Origin of the sequence: Streptomyces sp. NPDC093094 (assembly GCF_044754345.1) — a bacterium.
Taxonomy (GTDB): Bacteria; Actinomycetota; Actinomycetes; order Streptomycetales; family Streptomycetaceae; genus Streptomyces.
The window spans coordinates 337,593-353,905 of the sequence record NZ_JBIVOX010000001.1 but is presented as its reverse complement, the minus strand read 5'-3'; the positions used below and the strand labels follow the sequence as shown (position 1 = coordinate 353,905).

Here is a 16,313-nt window from a genome sequence, read left to right as displayed (position 1 = left end):
CGGGCGGGGACCCTTCCGTCGTCCCCCTCCCCCGCGCGCCCCTCCCCGGAGCCCCTCCCCCTCCCCGTTTGCCTACGTCCGCCCGGCGTACCGCACGGGCGTGACGCGGAAGGACGACGTACGCCGTGACGCTGCTGCCGCTCTCCGGCCTCCCCCGCCCGCTCCCCGCCGCCGTCCGCTCACCCGGCGCCGCCCGCGCCCTGCGCCTGGCGGTGAGCCTGCTGCCGCTGCTGCTGATCGCCGTCTGGGCGGTGCTGGACCGGCGGTCCGCGCTCGACGGCGCCGCACGGCTCGCCGCGGCCCGTCCCGGCTGGCTGCCGGCGGCGGGGCTGTTCACCTGCCTGGGCTGGGTCGCCGCGGCCTGCGCCCGCCAGGGCGCCGTACCGGAACGGCTTCCACCGGGCCTGCTGCTCGCCTCCCAGTTCGCCGCGGGCGCCGCGAACCAGGTGCTCCCCGCCTCGCTCGGCGCCCACGCGGTGACGTTGCGCTTCCTACGCAACCGCGGTGTCCCGGTGGCCCGGGCGACGGCGTCACTGGCCCTGTACGCGCTGGTCAGGCCGGTGGCGAAGGTGCTGGTCCTGCTGGTCTTCGTGGTGGCCGTCCCCGGGTTGCCGCGCCTCGGCGGCCTCGCCCCGGACAGCCGGGGTCTGTCGGCGGCCGCGGCCGCCACGTTCGCCGCGCTCGCGGCGGCCGCCGTCGTCGTCGCGGCGGTCCGGCCGCTGCGCCGCCCTCTGCTGGGCTTCCTGGGCACGGCCCTGGGCGACGCGCGGCTGCTGCACACCATGCCGAGCCGGTTCCTGCTCCTGTGGGGCGGCGCCGCCGCGACCCCGCTGCTCCAGGGCAGCGTCGTCGCCTGCGTGGGTCTCTCGCTCGGCCTGCCGCTGAGCTGGGCGCAGGTGGTGCTGGCCCTGCTGGTGGCGAGCACGGTCGCGGGCGCCGTACCGGCCCCCGGCGGCATCGGGCCCGTCGACGCGGCCCTCGTCGTCACGATGGCCGCCTTCGGCGCCCCCGTGGGCCTGGCCACGGCGACCGTCCTCGGCTACCGCGTCCTGACGGTCTGGCTGCCGCTGCTGCCGGGCGCCCTGGTGCTGTCGCTGCTGGTGCAGCGCAAGGTGCTGTGAGCGGGCCCTCCCGGTCCCGCTCCCGCTTCTCGTTCTGCTCCCGCTTCTCGTCCTGCTCCCGCTTCTCGTCCCGGCCGACGCCGGCCGACGGCGACCGACGCCCGGCGTCAGCTCTCGCCGGGCGTCAGCCGCAGGGAGATGCTGTTGATGCAGTACCGCTGGTCCGTCGGCGTCGGATAGCCCTCACCCTCGAACACGTGCCCGAGGTGCGATCCGCAGCGGGCGCAGCGCACCTCCGTGCGGACCATGCCGTGCGTGCGGTCCTCGACGAGTTCGACCGCGTCCGAGTCACGCGGGTCGTAGAAGCTCGGCCAGCCGCAGTGCGACTCGAACTTCGTGTCCGAGGTGAACAGCTCCGCACCGCAGGCCCGGCAGGAGTAGACGCCCTGTGTCTTGGTGTCGGTGTACTCACCGGTGAACGCGGGCTCGGTGGCGGCCTGCCGCAGCACGGCGTACTCCGCCGGGGTCAGCTCCGTCCGCCACTGCTCGTCCGGCTTCTCGACGTCGTACGACATGAGCCCTCATTCCTCACTCAGACAGACGGTCCAGGATGCGCGGGCCGAGGTCGGTGACGTCGCCCGCGCCCATGGTGAGAACGAGATCGCCGGGCTTCGCCATTCCCGCGACGACCTCGGGGACGGCGGCCTTGTCCGACACGGCGGTGACGTCCGCGCCGGCCGCGCGGGCGGCCTCGATGATCAGCTCGCTGGTCACACCGGGGATCGGGTCCTCACGGGCCGGGTAGATGTCGAGGACGACGGAGGCGTCGGCGAGGGCCAGCGCCTGGCCCATCTCCTTGCCCAGCTCCTGGGTGCGCGAGAACAGATGGGGCTGGAAGACGACCAGGATGCGCGCGTCACCGGCCGCGGACCGCATCGCCTCCAGGTCCGCGGTCATCTCGGTCGGGTGGTGGGCGTAGGAGTCGATCACCTGCACCCCGGCCGCCTCGCCCTTGAGCTGGAGGCGCCGCTTCACCCCGGTGTACGCCGCCAGCGCCGGGGCCAGCTCCGCCGCGGGGACGCCGAGCGCCGCACCCGCCGCGAGGGCGGCGACCGCGTTGTGCGCGTAGTGGCGGCCCGGGACGGACACGGCGAAGGTGAGTTCCTCGCCCTCCAGCAGGACGGTGACCTCGCTCTTCAGGCCCTGCGGCACGACTGACAGCACCCGTACGTCCGCGTCCGGCGCCTCGCCGTACGTCACCGTGCGCACGGTCCCGGCGATCCGCCGGGTCAGCTCCCGCGCGCCCTCGTGGTCGGCGTTGATCACCAGCGTGCCGCCGGGCACGATCCGGCCAGCGAAGGTCTGGAACGACTCGTAGATCTCGTCCATGGACGCGTAGTTCGCGTGGTGGTCGAGCTCGACGTTGAGGACGATCGCGACCTCGGGCGCGTACTTGTGGAAGCTGCGGTCGCTCTCGTCCGCCTCGGCGACGAAGATCTCGCCGTCGCCGTGCAGGGCGTTGGAGCCGGGCGCGTCCAGGTCCCCGCCGATCGCGTACGACGGCTCGCGGCCCAGTTCGCCCAGCGACACCGCCAGCATCGACGTGGTGGTCGTCTTGCCGTGGGTGCCCGCGACCGCGATCGGCCGCAGACCCTCCATCAGCGCCGCGAGGGCGTCGGAGCGGTGCACCACGGGAATCCCCAGCTCCGCCGCACGGGCCAGCTCCGGGTTGTCCGCGCGGATCGCCGAGGACACCACGACACAGCTGGCGTCGTCCGCGAGGTGCTCCGCCGCGTGCCCGATGTGCACCGTGGCGCCGAGGGCGCGCAGCGCCTCGGCGGTGGCGGAGTCCTTGGCGTCGCTGCCGGCCACCACGGCCCCGCGCTGCGCGAGGATCTTCGCGATCCCGGACATCCCGGCCCCGCCGATACCGATGAAGTGCGGCCGCTCCATGGCGGTGGGAAGGCCGGGTGCCATGCGTGTTCTCCCATGATTGCGCTACGACGGTGGGGCCCCAGCCTATGCCGTACGGGGCCCTGCCCCTTTCACGCCCTGCCGCACGGGAACCGTCACGCCTTGCTGTGCGAGAACAGCTTGAGCACCGGGACCCCCACCTTGTGCCGGGCCCGGGAGGCCCAGTCGCGGTGGAAGAACTCCTCCACGTAGTGGGGATCGGTCAGCACGATCACCTCGTCCGCGCCCACCTCCCCCACCAGGCCCCTGAGCGCGTCCAGCGGATGGTCGTCGACCAGCCGGCCCTCCGCCTCGCTCCCGGCGGTGCGCAGCGCGGTCAGCGAGACCTCCAGGGCCTTCTCGCCGACGGTCATCGCGGCGTCCCCCTCCGGGGTCTCCCCCTCCCGCACCGCCTCGTCCAGCTCGCCGAGGGCGATGTCGTCGATGGCGCGCAGCAGCCGGTCCGCCTGTTCGCCGCGCGGCTGGAGGAGCACGTGGAAGGAGACCTGCTCGTCCCCGTGCAAGGTCGTGACGAACTCCACGTCGGCGGACGTCAGGGCCTTCTCGATCATCAAAACGCTTGTGAACACCAGCGCCCCTTCTTGTTCGAGGGTCTTGTGGACCCTCCGTCCTGCGTGGGCCGTTCCAGGCCCTGCGGAAACCATCCTGCCCCGTGATCGCACGGGTACTGCCGGTCTAAGTCTGCCCATCGGAAACTAAACGGAACGACAGATTCCGACCGCTTCACGACCGACGGTAGCGACTGAACAGGAACCCGGCCTCTTCCAGCAGCGACACGAGTTCGAAGCGGCTCGGGACGGCGACGGACGGGCCTCCCGCGATCCGCTGCGCGTCCCCCGCCACGAGCATCGGCGAGACCGTCAGACACAGCTCGTCGAGCACACCGGCCGCCACCAGCTGGCCCAGCAGCCGTGGCCCGCCCTCGGTCAGCAGCCGGGTGTGCCCGAGGTCCGCCAGGGCCCGTACCGCCAGGGCGGGCTCGACCCCGGCCCCCTCCCCGGCGACCACCACCCGCGCGCCGGCCTTCTCCGCGGCGGCCCTGCGGCCGGGCACGGCGGCCGCGCCGGTCAGCACGAGGGTGGGGACGAGCGGAGAGGTGAACAGCGGCAGCGAGAAGTCGAGGTCCAGGCTCGCGCTGACCACGGCGACGGCGGGCGCGGGCCCCTGCCCGGCCGCCTCCCGGGCGGCGGCGAACTCCGCACGCGCGCGTGCCGGGCGGTACCCCTCCTGGCGTACCGTTTCAGCACCGACGACGACCACATCGGCCAGCGCCCGCAGGGTGCCGAAGATCCGCATGTCCGCCGCGTTGGAGATGGGCTGCGAACGGCCCTCGTGCTGGGCCGCGCCGTCGAGGGTGGACACCATGTTGGCCCGCAGCCACACCTGCGGCCCGGCGGGCCCGGCCGGCGGGTAGGCGTAGGCGGCGGCCAGCTCGGCGAGGCTCCACTCGCGGTCCGCCCGGGAACCCCCGGAGCCGCTCGGGCCCTCAGGAGCCCCGGGAGCCCCAGGGGCCCCGGGGTGGCCGCCCTCCGGGGCCGATGCCGGTGTTTCGTCGGTCACAGGGAACAGGCGTCGCATGCCAGGCAGTGTTCCACGCCGCTTAAGCTGGGGAACCGTGTCGTCCTCCACCGCCGCCTCCGGTCTCCGTCCGTCAGCCGACGCCGTCCCGCTGTCCCTGTGCGCCCGCGAGCCGCACGTCCCCGCGGACCGGCTGGTCGCCGAGATGGTGCCGCCGCCGCGGTTCGACTCGGTGCGCTTCAGCACGTACATACCCGACCCGAACCAGCCCAGCCAGAGCGAGGCGGTCCAGGTCCTGGAGGGCTTCGCGGCCGGACTCGGCGGCGCGCACGCCACCGGCAGCGGCCGGCGCGGCCTGTTCGGCTTCGGCCGGGCGAAGGCCCCCAAGACCCCGCCAGGACCGCGCGGCGTGTACCTGGACGGCGGCTACGGCGTCGGCAAGACCCATCTGCTGGCCTCCCTGTGGCACGCCACCCCGGCGGAACCGTCCCTGAAGGCGTTCGGCACCTTCGTGGAGCTGACCAACCTGGTCGGCGCCCTCGGCTTCCAGCAGACCGTGCAGACCCTCTCCGGTCACCGGCTGCTGTGCATCGACGAGTTCGAGCTGGACGACCCGGGCGACACCGTCCTGGTCTCCACGCTGCTCGGCAAGCTGGTCGACGCGGGCGTCGCGCTCGCCGCCACCTCCAACACCCTGCCGGGCAAGCTCGGCGAGGGCCGCTTCGCGGCGGCCGACTTCCTGCGCGAGATCCAGGGCCTGTCGGCCCACTTCCGCGCCCTGCGCATCGACGGCGAGGACTACCGCCACCGGGGTCTGCCCGAGGCCCCGGCGCCGTACTCCGACGAGCAGGTGACCAAGGCCGCCTACGCCTCCGGGAGCGCCTCGCTCGACGACTTCCCGCATCTGCTGGACCACCTCGCCCGTGTGCACCCGAGCCGCTACGGCGCGCTGTCCGACGGCCTCACGGCCGTGTGCCTCACCGGCGTGACGCCCGTCCCGGACCAGTCGACCGCGCTGCGGCTGGTCGTGCTGGCCGACCGGCTCTACGACCGGGAGGTCCCGGTGCTGGCCTCGGGGCTGCCCTTCGACCGGCTCTTCAGCGAGGAGATGCTGAACGGCGGCTACCGGAAGAAGTACTTCAGGGCCATCTCCCGCCTCACCGCCCTCGCGCGCGATGCAAAGCGGCTCGTGGAGTCCTGAGCCCGGCCGGGACCCGTACTTCAGATAGTCAGCCTGGTCAGCGGCCTGTTCAGGCCACCCGCCCAGCCTTTTGCGGCTCTTTCCGGACGGAAACGCCGGGTTAACCCTGCAAGCGACTTTGCAGGGTTAACGTGTTTCTTGACCACCTGTTGACCAAGCGTTGGGGTGCGCCATACGCGTGCCATGCCCGTGCCTTACGTGCGCCATACGCGTTCCATGACGATCCATGAGGCTCCACGGGACCACGACCGGGGTCCCGGCATTCCCTGACGGCCGCGGGGACATCCATCCATGTCCCCGCGGCCGCTCGCAGAGCGCCCCACCACTCTGTCCTGTCCGTCCGACGCGCCCGCCGGCGCGCCAGGAGGAATACCTATGCAACCCCTCATCGACAACGCCCGTACGTTCGGACAACGCCCTGAGGAGTTCGCCAGGCTCGCCGAGGGCCAGTCGCCCACCGTCCTGTTCATCACCTGCTCCGACTCCCGGGTCGTCCCGGCACTGATCACCGGAGCCGGTCCCGGCGAGCTGTTCGAGCTGCGCACCGCGGGCAACATCGTCCCGCCCCACGACCCGGCCCGCCCCAGCGCCGAGGCCGCCACCATCGAGTACGCCGTCGACGTGCTCGGCGTCCAGGACGTCGTCGTGTGCGGTCACTCGCACTGCGGTGCCGTCGGGGCGCTGGTGCGCGGCGACGACCTCGACGCGGTGCCCGCCGTGCGCGACTGGCTGGCGCACGCCGCCGGGGAACCGGCCCCCGCCGACCGCGACGACCCCGCCGTCGCCGACGCGGTGCAGCACCACGCTCTCGCCCAGCTGCTGCGGCTGCGCGCCTACCCGAGCGTCGAACGCGCCCTGGAGGAAGGCCGGCTGCGCACCCGCGCCTGGTACTACGAGGTGCACACCGGGGCCGTCCGCGAACATCGCGCGGAGTCCGACGCGTTCGAGGCCCTGTGAGGCACACCATGTCCAAATACCCCCACATCAAGCAGGACTTCCTGGCCTCCTTAGTGGTGTTCCTGGTCGCGCTGCCGCTCTGTGTCGGCGTGGCCGTCGCCTCCGGGGTCCCGGCCGAACTCGGCCTGGTCACCGGCATCGTCGGCGGCCTCGTCACCGGAGTGATGCGCGGCAGCAGCCTCCAGGTGTCCGGCCCGGCCGCCGGACTGACCGTGCTGGTCTTCGAGGCCGTCTCCGAGTTCGGCCTGGCCGTGCTCGCCGTGATGGTGCTCGTCACCGGGCTCCTCCAGATCCTCATGGGCACCCTGGGACTGGGCCGCTGGTTCCGGGCGATATCCGTCTCGGTGGTCGAGGGCATGCTGGCCGGTATCGGCCTGGTCCTGATCGCCGGACAGGTGTACGCGATCGTCGACGCGAAGGCCCCCGCCTCGGGCCTGGAGAAGATCGCCGGTGTTCCCGCAGCCCTGGCGGACACCTTCGGCGACACCGGGGCACTCGCCTCGCTGGCGCTGGGCGCGGGCACGATCGCGGTGCTGGTGCTGTGGCGGCACCTGCCGGGCAGGGTCCGCGCGGTACCCGGCCCCCTCGCCGGAGTGGGCCTGGCGACCCTGGCCGCCGTGGTCCTCGACCTGCCGGTGGCCACCGTCGAGGTGCACGGCCTGTTCGACTCCGTCCAGCTGCCGTCGGCCGGTGCGCTGGGCGAACTGGCCGACCCCGGGGTGCTCGCCACCGTCGTCGCGTTCACCATGATCGCCTCCGCGGAGTCGCTGTTCAGCGCCGCGGCGGTGGACCGGCTGCACTCCGGTCCGCGCACCGAGTACGACCGGGAGCTGGTCGCGCAGGGCGCGGGCAACACCGTCAGCGGCCTGCTCGGCGCGCTGCCGCTGACCGCCGTGATCGTGCGCAGCGCGGCCAACGTCCAGGCGGGTGCGCGCACCAAGGCATCCCGTGTGATGCACGGCGTCTGGCTGCTGCTGTTCGCGGCGATGCTCCCGCAGGCGCTCGCCCTCATCCCGCTCCCGGCCCTGGCGGGCATCCTGATCCACGCCGGCGCCAAGCTGATCCCGGTCCGCGCGATCGTGCCGCTGTGGCGCGACCATCGCGGCGAGGCGGTGATCCTCGCGGTGACGGCCCTGGCGATCGTCATGGTCAGCATGTTCGAGGGCGTGCTCATCGGCCTGGGCCTGGCCGTGGTCAAGACGGCGTGGGAGGCGTCGTCCGTCCGCACGGAGGTCGTCGACAAGGGCGCCGGACCGATCCAGGTGCACCTGTCGGGCAACGCGACCTTCCTGCGGCTGCCGAAGGTCCTCGACCGGCTGGAGGCACTGCCCGAGGAACGCCCGGTGGAGCTGGACCTGTCGGGCCTGCACCATCTGGACCACGCCTTCCGCACGGCGCTGGAGGGCTGGTCCGAGCGACACGGCGAGACCAGCGCCGAACCCGTGAAGGTCACCGCCGCGGGCTCCGAACCGGCGCGGGCCGCCGCGCCCTGAGCCTGTCCGTCCTGCTCCTGTCCGTCCTGCTCCTGTCCACGGCGGGTCCTGTGCGCGGCAGGGCCTGTCCGCGGCCGCTCCCGCTGCCGCCGCGATCCCCTCGCCCCTGCCCGGTCCGGCCGCTCATGGCCCCGGACCGGGCAGCGGGCATATCGTGGCAGAAGAGCGGGAACTTGGCCTCTGGGCGAGGAGGTCGCCATGGTCGAGCAACTGGTGGCGATGATCGCGGGGGCGGCTGCGGCCGGCGTGGTCGGCTTCGTCGCGGCGGCCCGGGTGGTCAAGCAGTACGAGCGCGGGGTGGTCTTCCGGCTCGGCCGGCTGCGCGGTTCGCCCCGTACCCCGGGGCTGACGCTGATCGTGCCCGTCATGGACCGGCTGCACAAGGTCAATCTGCAGATCGTGACGCTGCCGATCCCCGCCCAGGAGGGCATCACCCGTGACAACGTCACCGTGCGGGTGGACGCGGTCGTGTACTTCAAGGTCGTGGACGCGGCGGCCGCGATCATCAACGTCGAGGACTACCGGTTCGCGGTCTCGCAGATGGCGCAGACCTCGCTGCGCTCCATCATCGGCAAGAGCGAGCTGGACGATCTGCTGTCCAACCGCGAGAAGCTCAACGAGGGCCTGGAACTGATGATCGACAGCCCGGCCATCGGCTGGGGCGTGCAGATCGACCGCGTCGAGATCAAGGACGTCTCGCTGCCGGACACCATGAAACGCTCGATGGCCCGTCAGGCCGAGGCCGACCGCGAGCGCCGGGCCAGGGTCATCAACGCCGACGCCGAGCTCCAGGCGTCGAAGAAACTCGCCGAGGCCGCCCAGCAGATGGAGGAGACTCCGGCCGCGCTCCAACTGCGCCTGCTCCAGACCATCGTGGCGGTGGCCGCCGAGAAGAACTCGACTCTGGTGCTGCCCTTCCCGGTGGAGCTGCTGAGATTCCTGGAGAAGGCTCAGCAGCCCCCACCGGAACGGTGACACCCAGGACGCGCGTTGTTCCCGCGCGGCCCCGCGGGTGATAGACACGGCTGGTCAGTCCTGTCCGCCAACAGGAAGGCCGCACCATGTCCATGACGCGTCGTCATGTCCTCGGATCGGGTGCCGCGGGAGTCGGCATCGCGTTCTCCGGAGCGCTCTTCGAACTGTTCGCCGGTACGGCCGCCGCCCAGGGCATCGGCCGCTGGGCGTACGGCCCGCTCGTGCCCGACCCCCGGGGCCTGCTCGACCTGCCGGAAGGTTTCAGCTACCGGGTGCTCTCCCGTGAGGGCGACCCGCTGCGTTCCGGCGAGGGCCCGGTGCCCTCCAACCCCGACGGCATGGCCGCCCTGCCGGGCAGGAGCGGCCGTGTCGCTCTCGTCCGCAATCACGAGAACCGCGTCACCGGCCGTATCGCCGTCCCCACGGTCCAGGGCCTGACCTACGACCCGGGCGGCAAGGGCGGCTGTACGACGCTGACCCTCGACGCACAGGGCCGCGTGCTGTCCGAACGGGTCTCGATCGCCGGTACGGCCGTGAACTGCGCGGGCGGGCACACCCCGTGGAACACCTGGCTGACCTGCGAGGAGACCGAGGACAAGGCCGGCACCAACGGGTACACCAAGGACCACGGCTTCATCTTCGAGGTGGACCCGGTGAACCCGCACCGCAGCGGCGCGGTGCCGCTGACCGCCATGGGCCGTTTCGCGCACGAGGCGATCGCGGTCGACCCGGCCTCCGGGATCGTCTACGAGACCGAGGACGCCTTCCAGAAGCCGTTCGGTCTCTTCTACCGCTTCCTGCCGGAGCAGCCGCTGCGCGGCCACGGGTCGCTGCGCGCCGGCGGCCGGCTCCAGGCGATGCGGGTGCCGGGCGTGCCCGACCTCTCGGTGGTCCAGGAGCCGGGCGCCGCGTTCGAGGGGGTGCGGTGGGTGGACGTGCCCGACCCGCTGGCCAGGGCGACGCCCATCCGGCTCCAGGACTTCGGCCCGGGCGGCATCACCCACGCCCAGAAGCTGGAGGGCTGCTACTGGGGCGGGAGGTCGGTGTACTTCGTGTCGTCCTTCGCGCACAGCGCCGACGGCTCGGGGGCCGACCACTACGGGCAGGTCTGGCGGTACGACCCCGCGTCCCGCCGGCTGACCCTGGTGGTGGTGTTCGGCCCCGACACCGACGTCCAGCTGCCCGGCGAGTCCCCGGACAACATCTGTCTCACGCCGAGCGGGGGCCTGATGGTCTGCGAGGACGGCAACGGCGCCCAGTACGTCTTCGGCGTCACCCTGTACGGCAAGGTCTACTCGATGGCCCGCAACCGGCAGAACATCGGCACTCCCGGGAACCCCGACTACGGCGAGTTCGCCGGCGTCACCTTCTCCCCGGACGGAAGGACGATGTACGTCAACTGCTACACCCCCGGCACGACCTTCGCCGTGACGGGGCCATGGCGCCGCTGACGTCCGCCGGGAGGGGACCCCGGCGCCGCTGACCGACACCGCCCCGGCGGGCCCGGGCGGGTGACTCCCGCCCGGTGCGCGGCGCCCGACCGGCGCCGCCTGCCCGGAATGCCGGACCGGGCCTTCTACGTTCGTACGATGATCGACCCGGTACGATCCGCGCGGCCTGCGCGGGCCGCGCGACCTGTCCGGCGGTTCGCCGCCGTCTGCGCGCTCGGCGCGGCCCTCGCCGCGTGCGGCGCCCCCGAGACGCCGCCCACGCCCCCTGGGGCCGCCCGCCCGGCGCCCCTGCGCACCGTCGCCCGGCCTCCCACGCTGGCTCCGGGCCCGGCGGGCCTGGCCCCCGTCTTCCGCAACGGCCCCCGCACCCCGGACAGGACGGTCGCGCTCACCTTCGACGCCGACATGACCGCCGACCAGGGCGCCCGGGCCGCGGCGGGCGAGCACTTCGACAACCCGTCCCTGATCGCCGCCCTGCGCTCCCTGAAGGTGCCCGCCACCGTCTTCATGACGGGCCGCTGGGCCGAGCAGTACCCGGGCCAGGCACGCGCCATCGGCCGCGACCCGCTCTTCGAGGTCGCCAACCACTCGTACAGCCACCACGCCTTCACGGGCGGCTGCTACGGCCTGCCGGACCTGCCCGCCGACCGGATGCGGGCGGACGTGGAGCGGGCGTACACCGCCTTCCGCGCGGCCGGCGTACCGGACGCGATGCCCTACTTCCGTTTCCCGGGCGGCTGCTACGACCGCCGGGCCCTGCGGGCGGTCGCCGCCACCGGGGTGACGGCCGTGCAGTGGGACGTGGTCGGCGGCGACGCGTTCGCCACCGACGCCGACGCGGTGGCCCGGCAGGTCCTGGACGGCGTGCGCCCGGGCTCGGTCGTCGTGCTGCACTGCACCCGCAGCGCGGCCCCGGCCACCGAGCGGGCCGTGCGGCAGATCGTGCCGGAGCTGCGCCGGCGGGGCTACCGCCTCGTGAAGGTGTCGGAGCTGATCGGGGCCGCCTCCGGGCGGCGGTGACCGGCCTACGCTGGAGGGCATGAGCGAGAACGACTACTGCCTGATCGGCCCGGCCAGGCCGCCGAAGGCCGACGGACCGCCCTACGCGGAGTGCGTGCTGTGCCGGGAGCCGACGGAGTACCCGGAGTCGTACAAGGGGATCACGCTGTGCCCGGTCTGCGAATGGCAGGAGGCACAGCGCACGGCCTGTTCAGGGTGACCGGCGCGCGGTGAGCGCGCAGGCGGCGGCGGTCGCGGCGACGGCGAGCAGCGCCGCCGCGAGCAGCGGCAGCACCGGTAGCGGCACGGTGCCCGACCGTGAACCGGTGACCAGTCCGCTGACGGCCGCGTTCGCCGGGGAGCCGGTCACCACCAGCGCCAGCAGCGCCGCCAGCAGCAGCGCGGGCACCGCGCGGCCGGTCGTGCGCAGCACGGGCCGGGCCGTGAGGACGCCCACGGCGGTGCCGAGCAGCGCGCACGCCTGGGCGGCGAGCAGCCCGGCCGGCGCGGCCGCGGGACGCGCCACCCGGGTCTGGTGGTCGGCGCCCACGGGATCGCTGATCAGCGTCACCAGCAGGGTCGCGGCCACGCCGAGCAGGGCCGCCGCGCCCAGCGCGACCAGGACCGCGGCGAGATGCGCCCGCGCCGGTCCGACCGCGGCGGCCACGCACGCACGGGCCGCCGGGGGCTCCGCGGTGACGCAGATCCGTACCAGCCAGGCCGCCGTGGGCAGCAGCGCGGCAGCCGCGTACCCGAGCGAGTCGAGCACCGGCTCCCCGCCCTGCACACCGACGGCGAGGAAGACGGCGTACAGCACGAACGGCGGCAGCCAGCGCTGGGAGCGCACCAGGAGTGCGAGCTGGTAGCGCAGCAGGGCGGTCATCGGGTCTTCTCCTGGTCGCTGGGGGAGGCGGGGCGCACACCCGCCACGTGCCAGGGCGGACGGGCGGTGAGCAGGGCGCGCAGCAGGACGTCGGAGCGGGCGGCGGGAACGGTGAGCCGGTGCAGTCCGGGTCCGGTCCCGGCCGCCGTGGCCGCCACCCGCAGCGCCTCCGGCGGCAGCGGCGCTCCCGGTGCGCCCTGTGCCTCGACGACGACCAGCGGTCCGGCGGGCACGTCCGCGGCCTCGGTACGGCGGTGCAGACCTCCCTCCCGCACGGCGTACACCGCGTCGGGCAGACCGGCGAGCCGGGCCGGGTCGTGGTCGACGAACACGACCGCCCCTCCGGCGGCGGCCCGCTCCAGGACGGCCCGGTCCAGTGCGGCGCGCGCGTCCGCGTCCAGCCCGGTCCACGCCTCGTCCAGCACGAGCAGTTCCGGCTCGGCGAGCAGCGCCTGGGCGACGGCCACCTTCTGGCTGCCGCCCTTGGAGAGCCGGTCCATGGGCGTGTCCGCGTACTGTGCCGCGCCGAACCGCTCCAGCCACTCGCCGGCGGCGTGCCGGGCGGCGGGGCGGGTCAGGCCGTGGACGGCGCCGAGGTGACCGAGATAGCCGGAGGCGGTGAAGGGCAGGGCGGACGGGAAGCGTTCGGGGACGTACGCGGTGCGGGGGCGGCCGGTGAGCCGGCCCTCGGTGGGGGCGTCGAGCCGGGCGAGGACGCGCAGGAGGGTCGACTTGCCGGTGCCGTTGTGGCCCTCGACGCGGGTGAGGGTGCCGGCCGTGAGGGCGAGGTCGACGCCGCGGAGGGTCCAGGGGCCGTGCAGCCCGTAGCGGCGGCCGACGTTGTCGAGACGCAGAGCGCTGTGCTGGGAGGTCATCGTCCTGTGAGACGGAACGGGGAGGTGATCGGTTGGCCGCGGGGCCGTCGTTCCGCGCGGAACGGGTCCAGTAGCCTCGCAGACGTGAGCGACAGTCCCTTCCGGTCCGAGGCCGGTGTCCGAGACCAGGCCCCCCAGTTCGTGCTTCCGCTGGTCGCCCGTGTCGAGCGGGGTGATCCTCCGTCCCGCACGGACGCGCTGGAGACCGCCGCGCGCGCCGTCCTCACGATCCTCGGCGACCCGCGCTCCCTCGGTGAGGGCGAGTGGGCGCGGGCGATGCGGGACTGGCAGGACGCGCGGATCCGGAAGGTGGTGCGGCGGGCGCGGGGCGCGGAGTGGCGCCGGGCCGAGGCGCTGCCCGGGATCACCGTCACGGGGAAGGCGGCACAGGTGAGGGTGTTCCCGCCGGTGCCGCTGGACGGCTGGCCGAAGGACCTCGCCAGGCTCCAGGTGTCCGGGACCGAACTGGACGACCCCGAGGCGCCGGAGGCCGCGGACGCCGGGACCCCGGTGCTGTGGATGAGCCCCGAGGTGGAGATGTCGGCGGGCAAGGCGATGGCGCAGGCCGGGCACGGCGCGCAGCTCGCCTGGTGGGAACTGCCGGACGAGGAGCGCGAGATGTGGCGCGAGGCCGGTTTCCCGCTCGCCGTGCGCACCGCCGCGCCGGACCGCTGGCGCGAACTGACCCTGAGCGGGCTGCCGGTGGTGCGGGACGCGGGCTTCACGGAGATCGCCCCGGGGTCGTGCACGGTCGTCGCGGATCATCCGGCCATCGATCGAACGTCCGCTTGAACATTCGGGGAGTGCCGTCCGTATCACTGGGCGCTGGCCGTGCATCAGCTGACCCAGCGACCAGTCGGTATTTCCCGGGAGGCATCCTTTGCGGCGTATCAACGGTACGGCGTTCATCATCGCGGCCCTCGTCGCCACTGTGGGCGCGCTCGCGTTCCCCGTATGGTCCTACGCGGACCGGTCAGGCACCGGCCAGGCCAATCTGGACGCCGGGACGGTGAGCACCCGCTGGGGGCCGCTGACCGCCCAGGACCGGGACCTGATCGTGCGGGTGCGGCTGGCCGGTCTGTGGGAGCTGCCGGCGGGGCAGCAGGCGATCGAGCGGGCGCCGAGCGCCGCCATCAAGGAGGCGGGCGACCATCTGATCGTGGGCCACACCGACCTGGACAAGCGGGTGCGGATCGTGGCGGCCCAGCTCGGTGTCGAGCTGCCGAACCAGCCCAACGAGCAGCAGCAGGGGTGGCTCCAGGAGATGAGCGCGGCGACGGGCGCGGAGTACGAGTACAAGTTCGTCAACCTCCTGCGGGCCGCGCACGGCAAGATCTTCCCGGCCATCGGCGCGGTGCGGAACAGCACCCGTAACACCCTGGTGCGCCAGCTCGCGTCCGACACCAACCAGACCGTGCTCGACCACATCACGATCCTGGAGAAGACCGGCAAGGTCGACTTCGACGCCATCGCCAACGACGCGGCGAACGCCTCGACCGCCAGCCCCACGGGCCCGCCGCCGCCGGTCCCGGGCCAGCCCGTGCCGTCGGCGCCCGTCGCCGGGCCGACCGGGGACATCCGCACCACCTCGCGGCCGTCGCCGGGCGCGCCGGGCACGGTCAACACCGGCCGTCCGGAGCCGGTGGACTCCGAGGGGCTGCTCCAGTAGGGAGCGGCACGAACCTCAAATGTTGCTCTGAAGGCGCCCGCGGCGGGGTTCGTGCCCCGGCCGCGGGGCCATACCCCCCACACACGCAGCAGGCCGCGGCCTGCGCGGAGGACCAGGGGGAGGGACCATGGAGCGACTGGGGACGGGGATCGGCTGGCGGCCGGAGATCGCGGACGCCGTGGAGTCGATGCCGGGCATCGACTGGGTGGAGGTCGTCGCCGAGAACGTCTGTCCGGGGCATCTGCCCGAGTCGCTGCTGCGGCTGCGCGAGCGCGGGGTGACGGTCGTCCCGCACGGGGTGTCCCTCGGCCTCGGCGGCGCGGACCGGCCGGACGAGGGGCGGCTGACGGCGCTCGCCGAGCGGGCCGGGGCGCTGGGGTCGCCGCTGGTCACCGAGCACATCGCGTTCGTCCGCGCGGGCGGCCCGCTGACCGCGTCCCCGCGGCTGGAGGCCGGGCATCTGCTGCCGGTGCCGCGCACGCGCGACGCGCTGGACGTCCTGTGCGAGAACGTCCGGATCGCGCAGGACGCCCTCCCGGTGCCGCTGGCCGTCGAGAACATCGCCGCGCTGGTCTCCTGGCCGGGCGAGGAGCTGACCGAGGGCCAGTTCCTCTACGAACTGGCCGACCGGACGGGCGTACGGCTCCTCGTCGACGTGGCCAACCTGCACACGAACCACGTCAACCGCGGCGAGGACCCGGCGAAGGCGCTCGCCGAACTGCCCCTGGAGGCCATCGCCTACGTCCATGTCGCGGGCGGCTTCGAGCGCGACGGCGTCTGGCACGACAGCCACGCCCACCCCGTCCCCCGTCCCGTCCTCGACATCCTCGCCGACCTCGCCGCCCGCACGACCCCGCCGGGTGTCCTCCTGGAACGCGACGAGAACTTCCCGGAGCCGGCCGAGCTGGAGCGGGAGCTGGCGGAGATCCGCCGGGCCCTCCGGGCGGACCGCGCGACGGACCCCACGGGGACCGGAGCCGTCCCGCCGCACCGGAACGGCACGGACACCAGCCGCACGCCGCACCGGAACGGCACGGACACCAGCCGCACGCCGGACCGGAACAGCACAGACACCAGCCGCACAGCGGAACGGCACGGCACGGACGCGAGCCGCACGCCGGACCAGGACGGCACAGACACCAGCCGCACGCCGGACCGGAACAGCACAGACACCAGCCGCACAGCGGAACGGCACGGCACGGACGCGAGCCGCACGCCGGACCAGGACGGCACAGACACCAGCCGCACGCCGGACCA

At 73.7% G+C, this 16,313-nt stretch carries 17 protein-coding genes; 11 read left to right on the top strand and 6 right to left on the bottom strand.

The window, feature by feature from the left end:
• Positions 1 to 125 precede the first annotated feature (125 nt).
• Positions 126 to 1,121, top strand: a complete 996-nt coding sequence (locus ACIQGV_RS01200; protein ID WP_402488690.1) for a YbhN family protein — start codon at positions 126 to 128, stop codon at positions 1,119 to 1,121.
• A 107-nt stretch (positions 1,122 to 1,228) separates the two neighbouring features.
• On the opposite strand, the gene msrB is transcribed toward ACIQGV_RS01200, so the two are convergent.
• The 4 genes from msrB to ACIQGV_RS01180 all read right to left on the bottom strand — a co-directional run bounded on the left by msrB (position 1,229) and on the right by ACIQGV_RS01180 (position 4,613).
• The gene (gene msrB, locus ACIQGV_RS01195) at positions 1,229 to 1,636 is read right to left on the bottom strand and encodes a peptide-methionine (R)-S-oxide reductase MsrB (protein ID WP_402488687.1); all 408 of its coding nucleotides are present in this window, start codon (positions 1,634 to 1,636) and stop codon (positions 1,229 to 1,231) included.
• Between the two features lie 13 nt (positions 1,637 to 1,649).
• On the bottom strand, positions 1,650 to 3,038 hold the full coding sequence (gene murC, locus ACIQGV_RS01190; RefSeq protein WP_402488685.1) for a UDP-N-acetylmuramate--L-alanine ligase: 1,389 nt from the start codon (positions 3,036 to 3,038) through the stop codon (positions 1,650 to 1,652).
• A gap of 92 nt (positions 3,039 to 3,130) precedes the next feature.
• Positions 3,131 to 3,604: an indole-3-glycerol phosphate synthase gene (locus ACIQGV_RS01185; RefSeq protein WP_402488682.1), complete on the bottom strand. Its 474-nt coding sequence runs from the start codon at positions 3,602 to 3,604 to the stop codon at positions 3,131 to 3,133.
• A gap of 154 nt (positions 3,605 to 3,758) precedes the next feature.
• Entirely contained in the window at positions 3,759 to 4,613 is an 855-nt protein-coding gene (locus ACIQGV_RS01180; protein ID WP_402488679.1) for a pyrimidine reductase family protein, read from the bottom strand.
• Positions 4,614 to 4,650: 37 nt separating this feature from the next.
• Here ACIQGV_RS01180 and zapE point away from each other — a divergent pair, with 37 nt between their 5' ends.
• The 7 genes from zapE (at position 4,651) to ACIQGV_RS01145 (ending at position 11,849) form a co-directional block, all read left to right on the top strand.
• Positions 4,651 to 5,754: a cell division protein ZapE gene (gene zapE / locus ACIQGV_RS01175; protein WP_402488676.1), complete on the top strand. Its 1,104-nt coding sequence runs from the start codon at positions 4,651 to 4,653 to the stop codon at positions 5,752 to 5,754.
• Between the two features lie 375 nt (positions 5,755 to 6,129).
• On the top strand, positions 6,130 to 6,711 hold the full coding sequence (locus ACIQGV_RS01170) for a carbonic anhydrase (RefSeq protein ID WP_402488673.1): 582 nt from the start codon (positions 6,130 to 6,132) through the stop codon (positions 6,709 to 6,711).
• Positions 6,712 to 6,719: 8 nt separating this feature from the next.
• The gene (locus ACIQGV_RS01165) at positions 6,720 to 8,204 is read left to right on the top strand and encodes a SulP family inorganic anion transporter (RefSeq protein ID WP_402488670.1); all 1,485 of its coding nucleotides are present in this window, start codon (positions 6,720 to 6,722) and stop codon (positions 8,202 to 8,204) included.
• 198 nt (positions 8,205 to 8,402) lie between these two features.
• A complete protein-coding gene (locus tag ACIQGV_RS01160; RefSeq protein ID WP_402488668.1) occupies positions 8,403 to 9,179 on the top strand; it encodes a slipin family protein in 777 nt (258 codons plus the stop codon).
• A gap of 86 nt (positions 9,180 to 9,265) precedes the next feature.
• Positions 9,266 to 10,630, top strand: coding sequence for an alkaline phosphatase PhoX (locus ACIQGV_RS01155; RefSeq protein ID WP_402488665.1), 1,365 nt, complete (start codon positions 9,266 to 9,268; stop codon positions 10,628 to 10,630).
• Positions 10,631 to 10,768: 138 nt separating this feature from the next.
• Positions 10,769 to 11,650, top strand: a complete 882-nt coding sequence (locus ACIQGV_RS01150) for a polysaccharide deacetylase family protein (protein WP_402488662.1) — start codon at positions 10,769 to 10,771, stop codon at positions 11,648 to 11,650.
• Between the two features lie 19 nt (positions 11,651 to 11,669).
• Entirely contained in the window at positions 11,670 to 11,849 is a 180-nt protein-coding gene (locus ACIQGV_RS01145) for a hypothetical protein (RefSeq protein ID WP_402488660.1), read from the top strand.
• On the opposite strand, the gene ACIQGV_RS01140 is transcribed toward ACIQGV_RS01145, so the two are convergent.
• Both ACIQGV_RS01140 and ACIQGV_RS01135 read right to left on the bottom strand, forming a co-directional pair.
• On the bottom strand, positions 11,841 to 12,512 hold the full coding sequence (locus ACIQGV_RS01140) for an ABC transporter (RefSeq protein WP_402488657.1): 672 nt from the start codon (positions 12,510 to 12,512) through the stop codon (positions 11,841 to 11,843). The two genes, ACIQGV_RS01145 and ACIQGV_RS01140, sit on opposite strands and share 9 nt — an antisense overlap.
• The gene (locus ACIQGV_RS01135) at positions 12,509 to 13,387 is read right to left on the bottom strand and encodes an ATP-binding cassette domain-containing protein (protein ID WP_402488654.1); all 879 of its coding nucleotides are present in this window, start codon (positions 13,385 to 13,387) and stop codon (positions 12,509 to 12,511) included. Before ACIQGV_RS01135 ends, ACIQGV_RS01140 begins: the two co-directional genes overlap by 4 nt.
• An 84-nt stretch (positions 13,388 to 13,471) precedes the next feature.
• On the opposite strand from ACIQGV_RS01135, the gene ACIQGV_RS01130 reads away from it, so the two are divergent.
• From ACIQGV_RS01130 to ACIQGV_RS01120, 3 genes are all read left to right on the top strand, one after another.
• Positions 13,472 to 14,179 (top strand): peptidyl-tRNA hydrolase, encoded by a 708-nt coding sequence (locus tag ACIQGV_RS01130; protein ID WP_402488652.1) that lies wholly within the window; start codon positions 13,472 to 13,474, stop codon positions 14,177 to 14,179.
• Positions 14,180 to 14,267: 88 nt separating this feature from the next.
• Complete coding sequence (locus tag ACIQGV_RS01125) at positions 14,268 to 15,056, top strand: DUF4142 domain-containing protein (protein ID WP_402488649.1); 789 nt, start codon at positions 14,268 to 14,270, stop codon at positions 15,054 to 15,056.
• Between the two features lie 127 nt (positions 15,057 to 15,183).
• The coding region (locus ACIQGV_RS01120) for a DUF692 domain-containing protein (RefSeq protein WP_402488647.1) at positions 15,184 to 16,313 on the top strand (1,130 nt) is incomplete at its 3' end.

Coding starts and splice junctions, on each gene's coding strand:
- msrB (WP_402488687.1), bottom strand. CDS start 1,636: ATGTCGTACGACGTCGAGAAGCCGGACGAGCAGTGGCGGACGGAGCTG.
- murC (WP_402488685.1), bottom strand. CDS start 3,038: ATGGCACCCGGCCTTCCCACCGCCATGGAGCGGCCGCACTTCATCGGT.
- ACIQGV_RS01180 (WP_402488679.1), bottom strand. CDS start 4,613: ATGCGACGCCTGTTCCCTGTGACCGACGAAACACCGGCATCGGCCCCG.
- ACIQGV_RS01170 (WP_402488673.1), top strand. CDS start 6,130: ATGCAACCCCTCATCGACAACGCCCGTACGTTCGGACAACGCCCTGAG.
- ACIQGV_RS01165 (WP_402488670.1), top strand. CDS start 6,720: ATGTCCAAATACCCCCACATCAAGCAGGACTTCCTGGCCTCCTTAGTG.
- ACIQGV_RS01160 (WP_402488668.1), top strand. CDS start 8,403: ATGGTCGAGCAACTGGTGGCGATGATCGCGGGGGCGGCTGCGGCCGGC.
- ACIQGV_RS01155 (WP_402488665.1), top strand. CDS start 9,266: ATGTCCATGACGCGTCGTCATGTCCTCGGATCGGGTGCCGCGGGAGTC.
- ACIQGV_RS01150 (WP_402488662.1), top strand. CDS start 10,769: ATGATCGACCCGGTACGATCCGCGCGGCCTGCGCGGGCCGCGCGACCT.
- ACIQGV_RS01145 (WP_402488660.1), top strand. CDS start 11,670: ATGAGCGAGAACGACTACTGCCTGATCGGCCCGGCCAGGCCGCCGAAG.
- ACIQGV_RS01140 (WP_402488657.1), bottom strand. CDS start 12,512: ATGACCGCCCTGCTGCGCTACCAGCTCGCACTCCTGGTGCGCTCCCAG.
- ACIQGV_RS01135 (WP_402488654.1), bottom strand. CDS start 13,387: ATGACCTCCCAGCACAGCGCTCTGCGTCTCGACAACGTCGGCCGCCGC.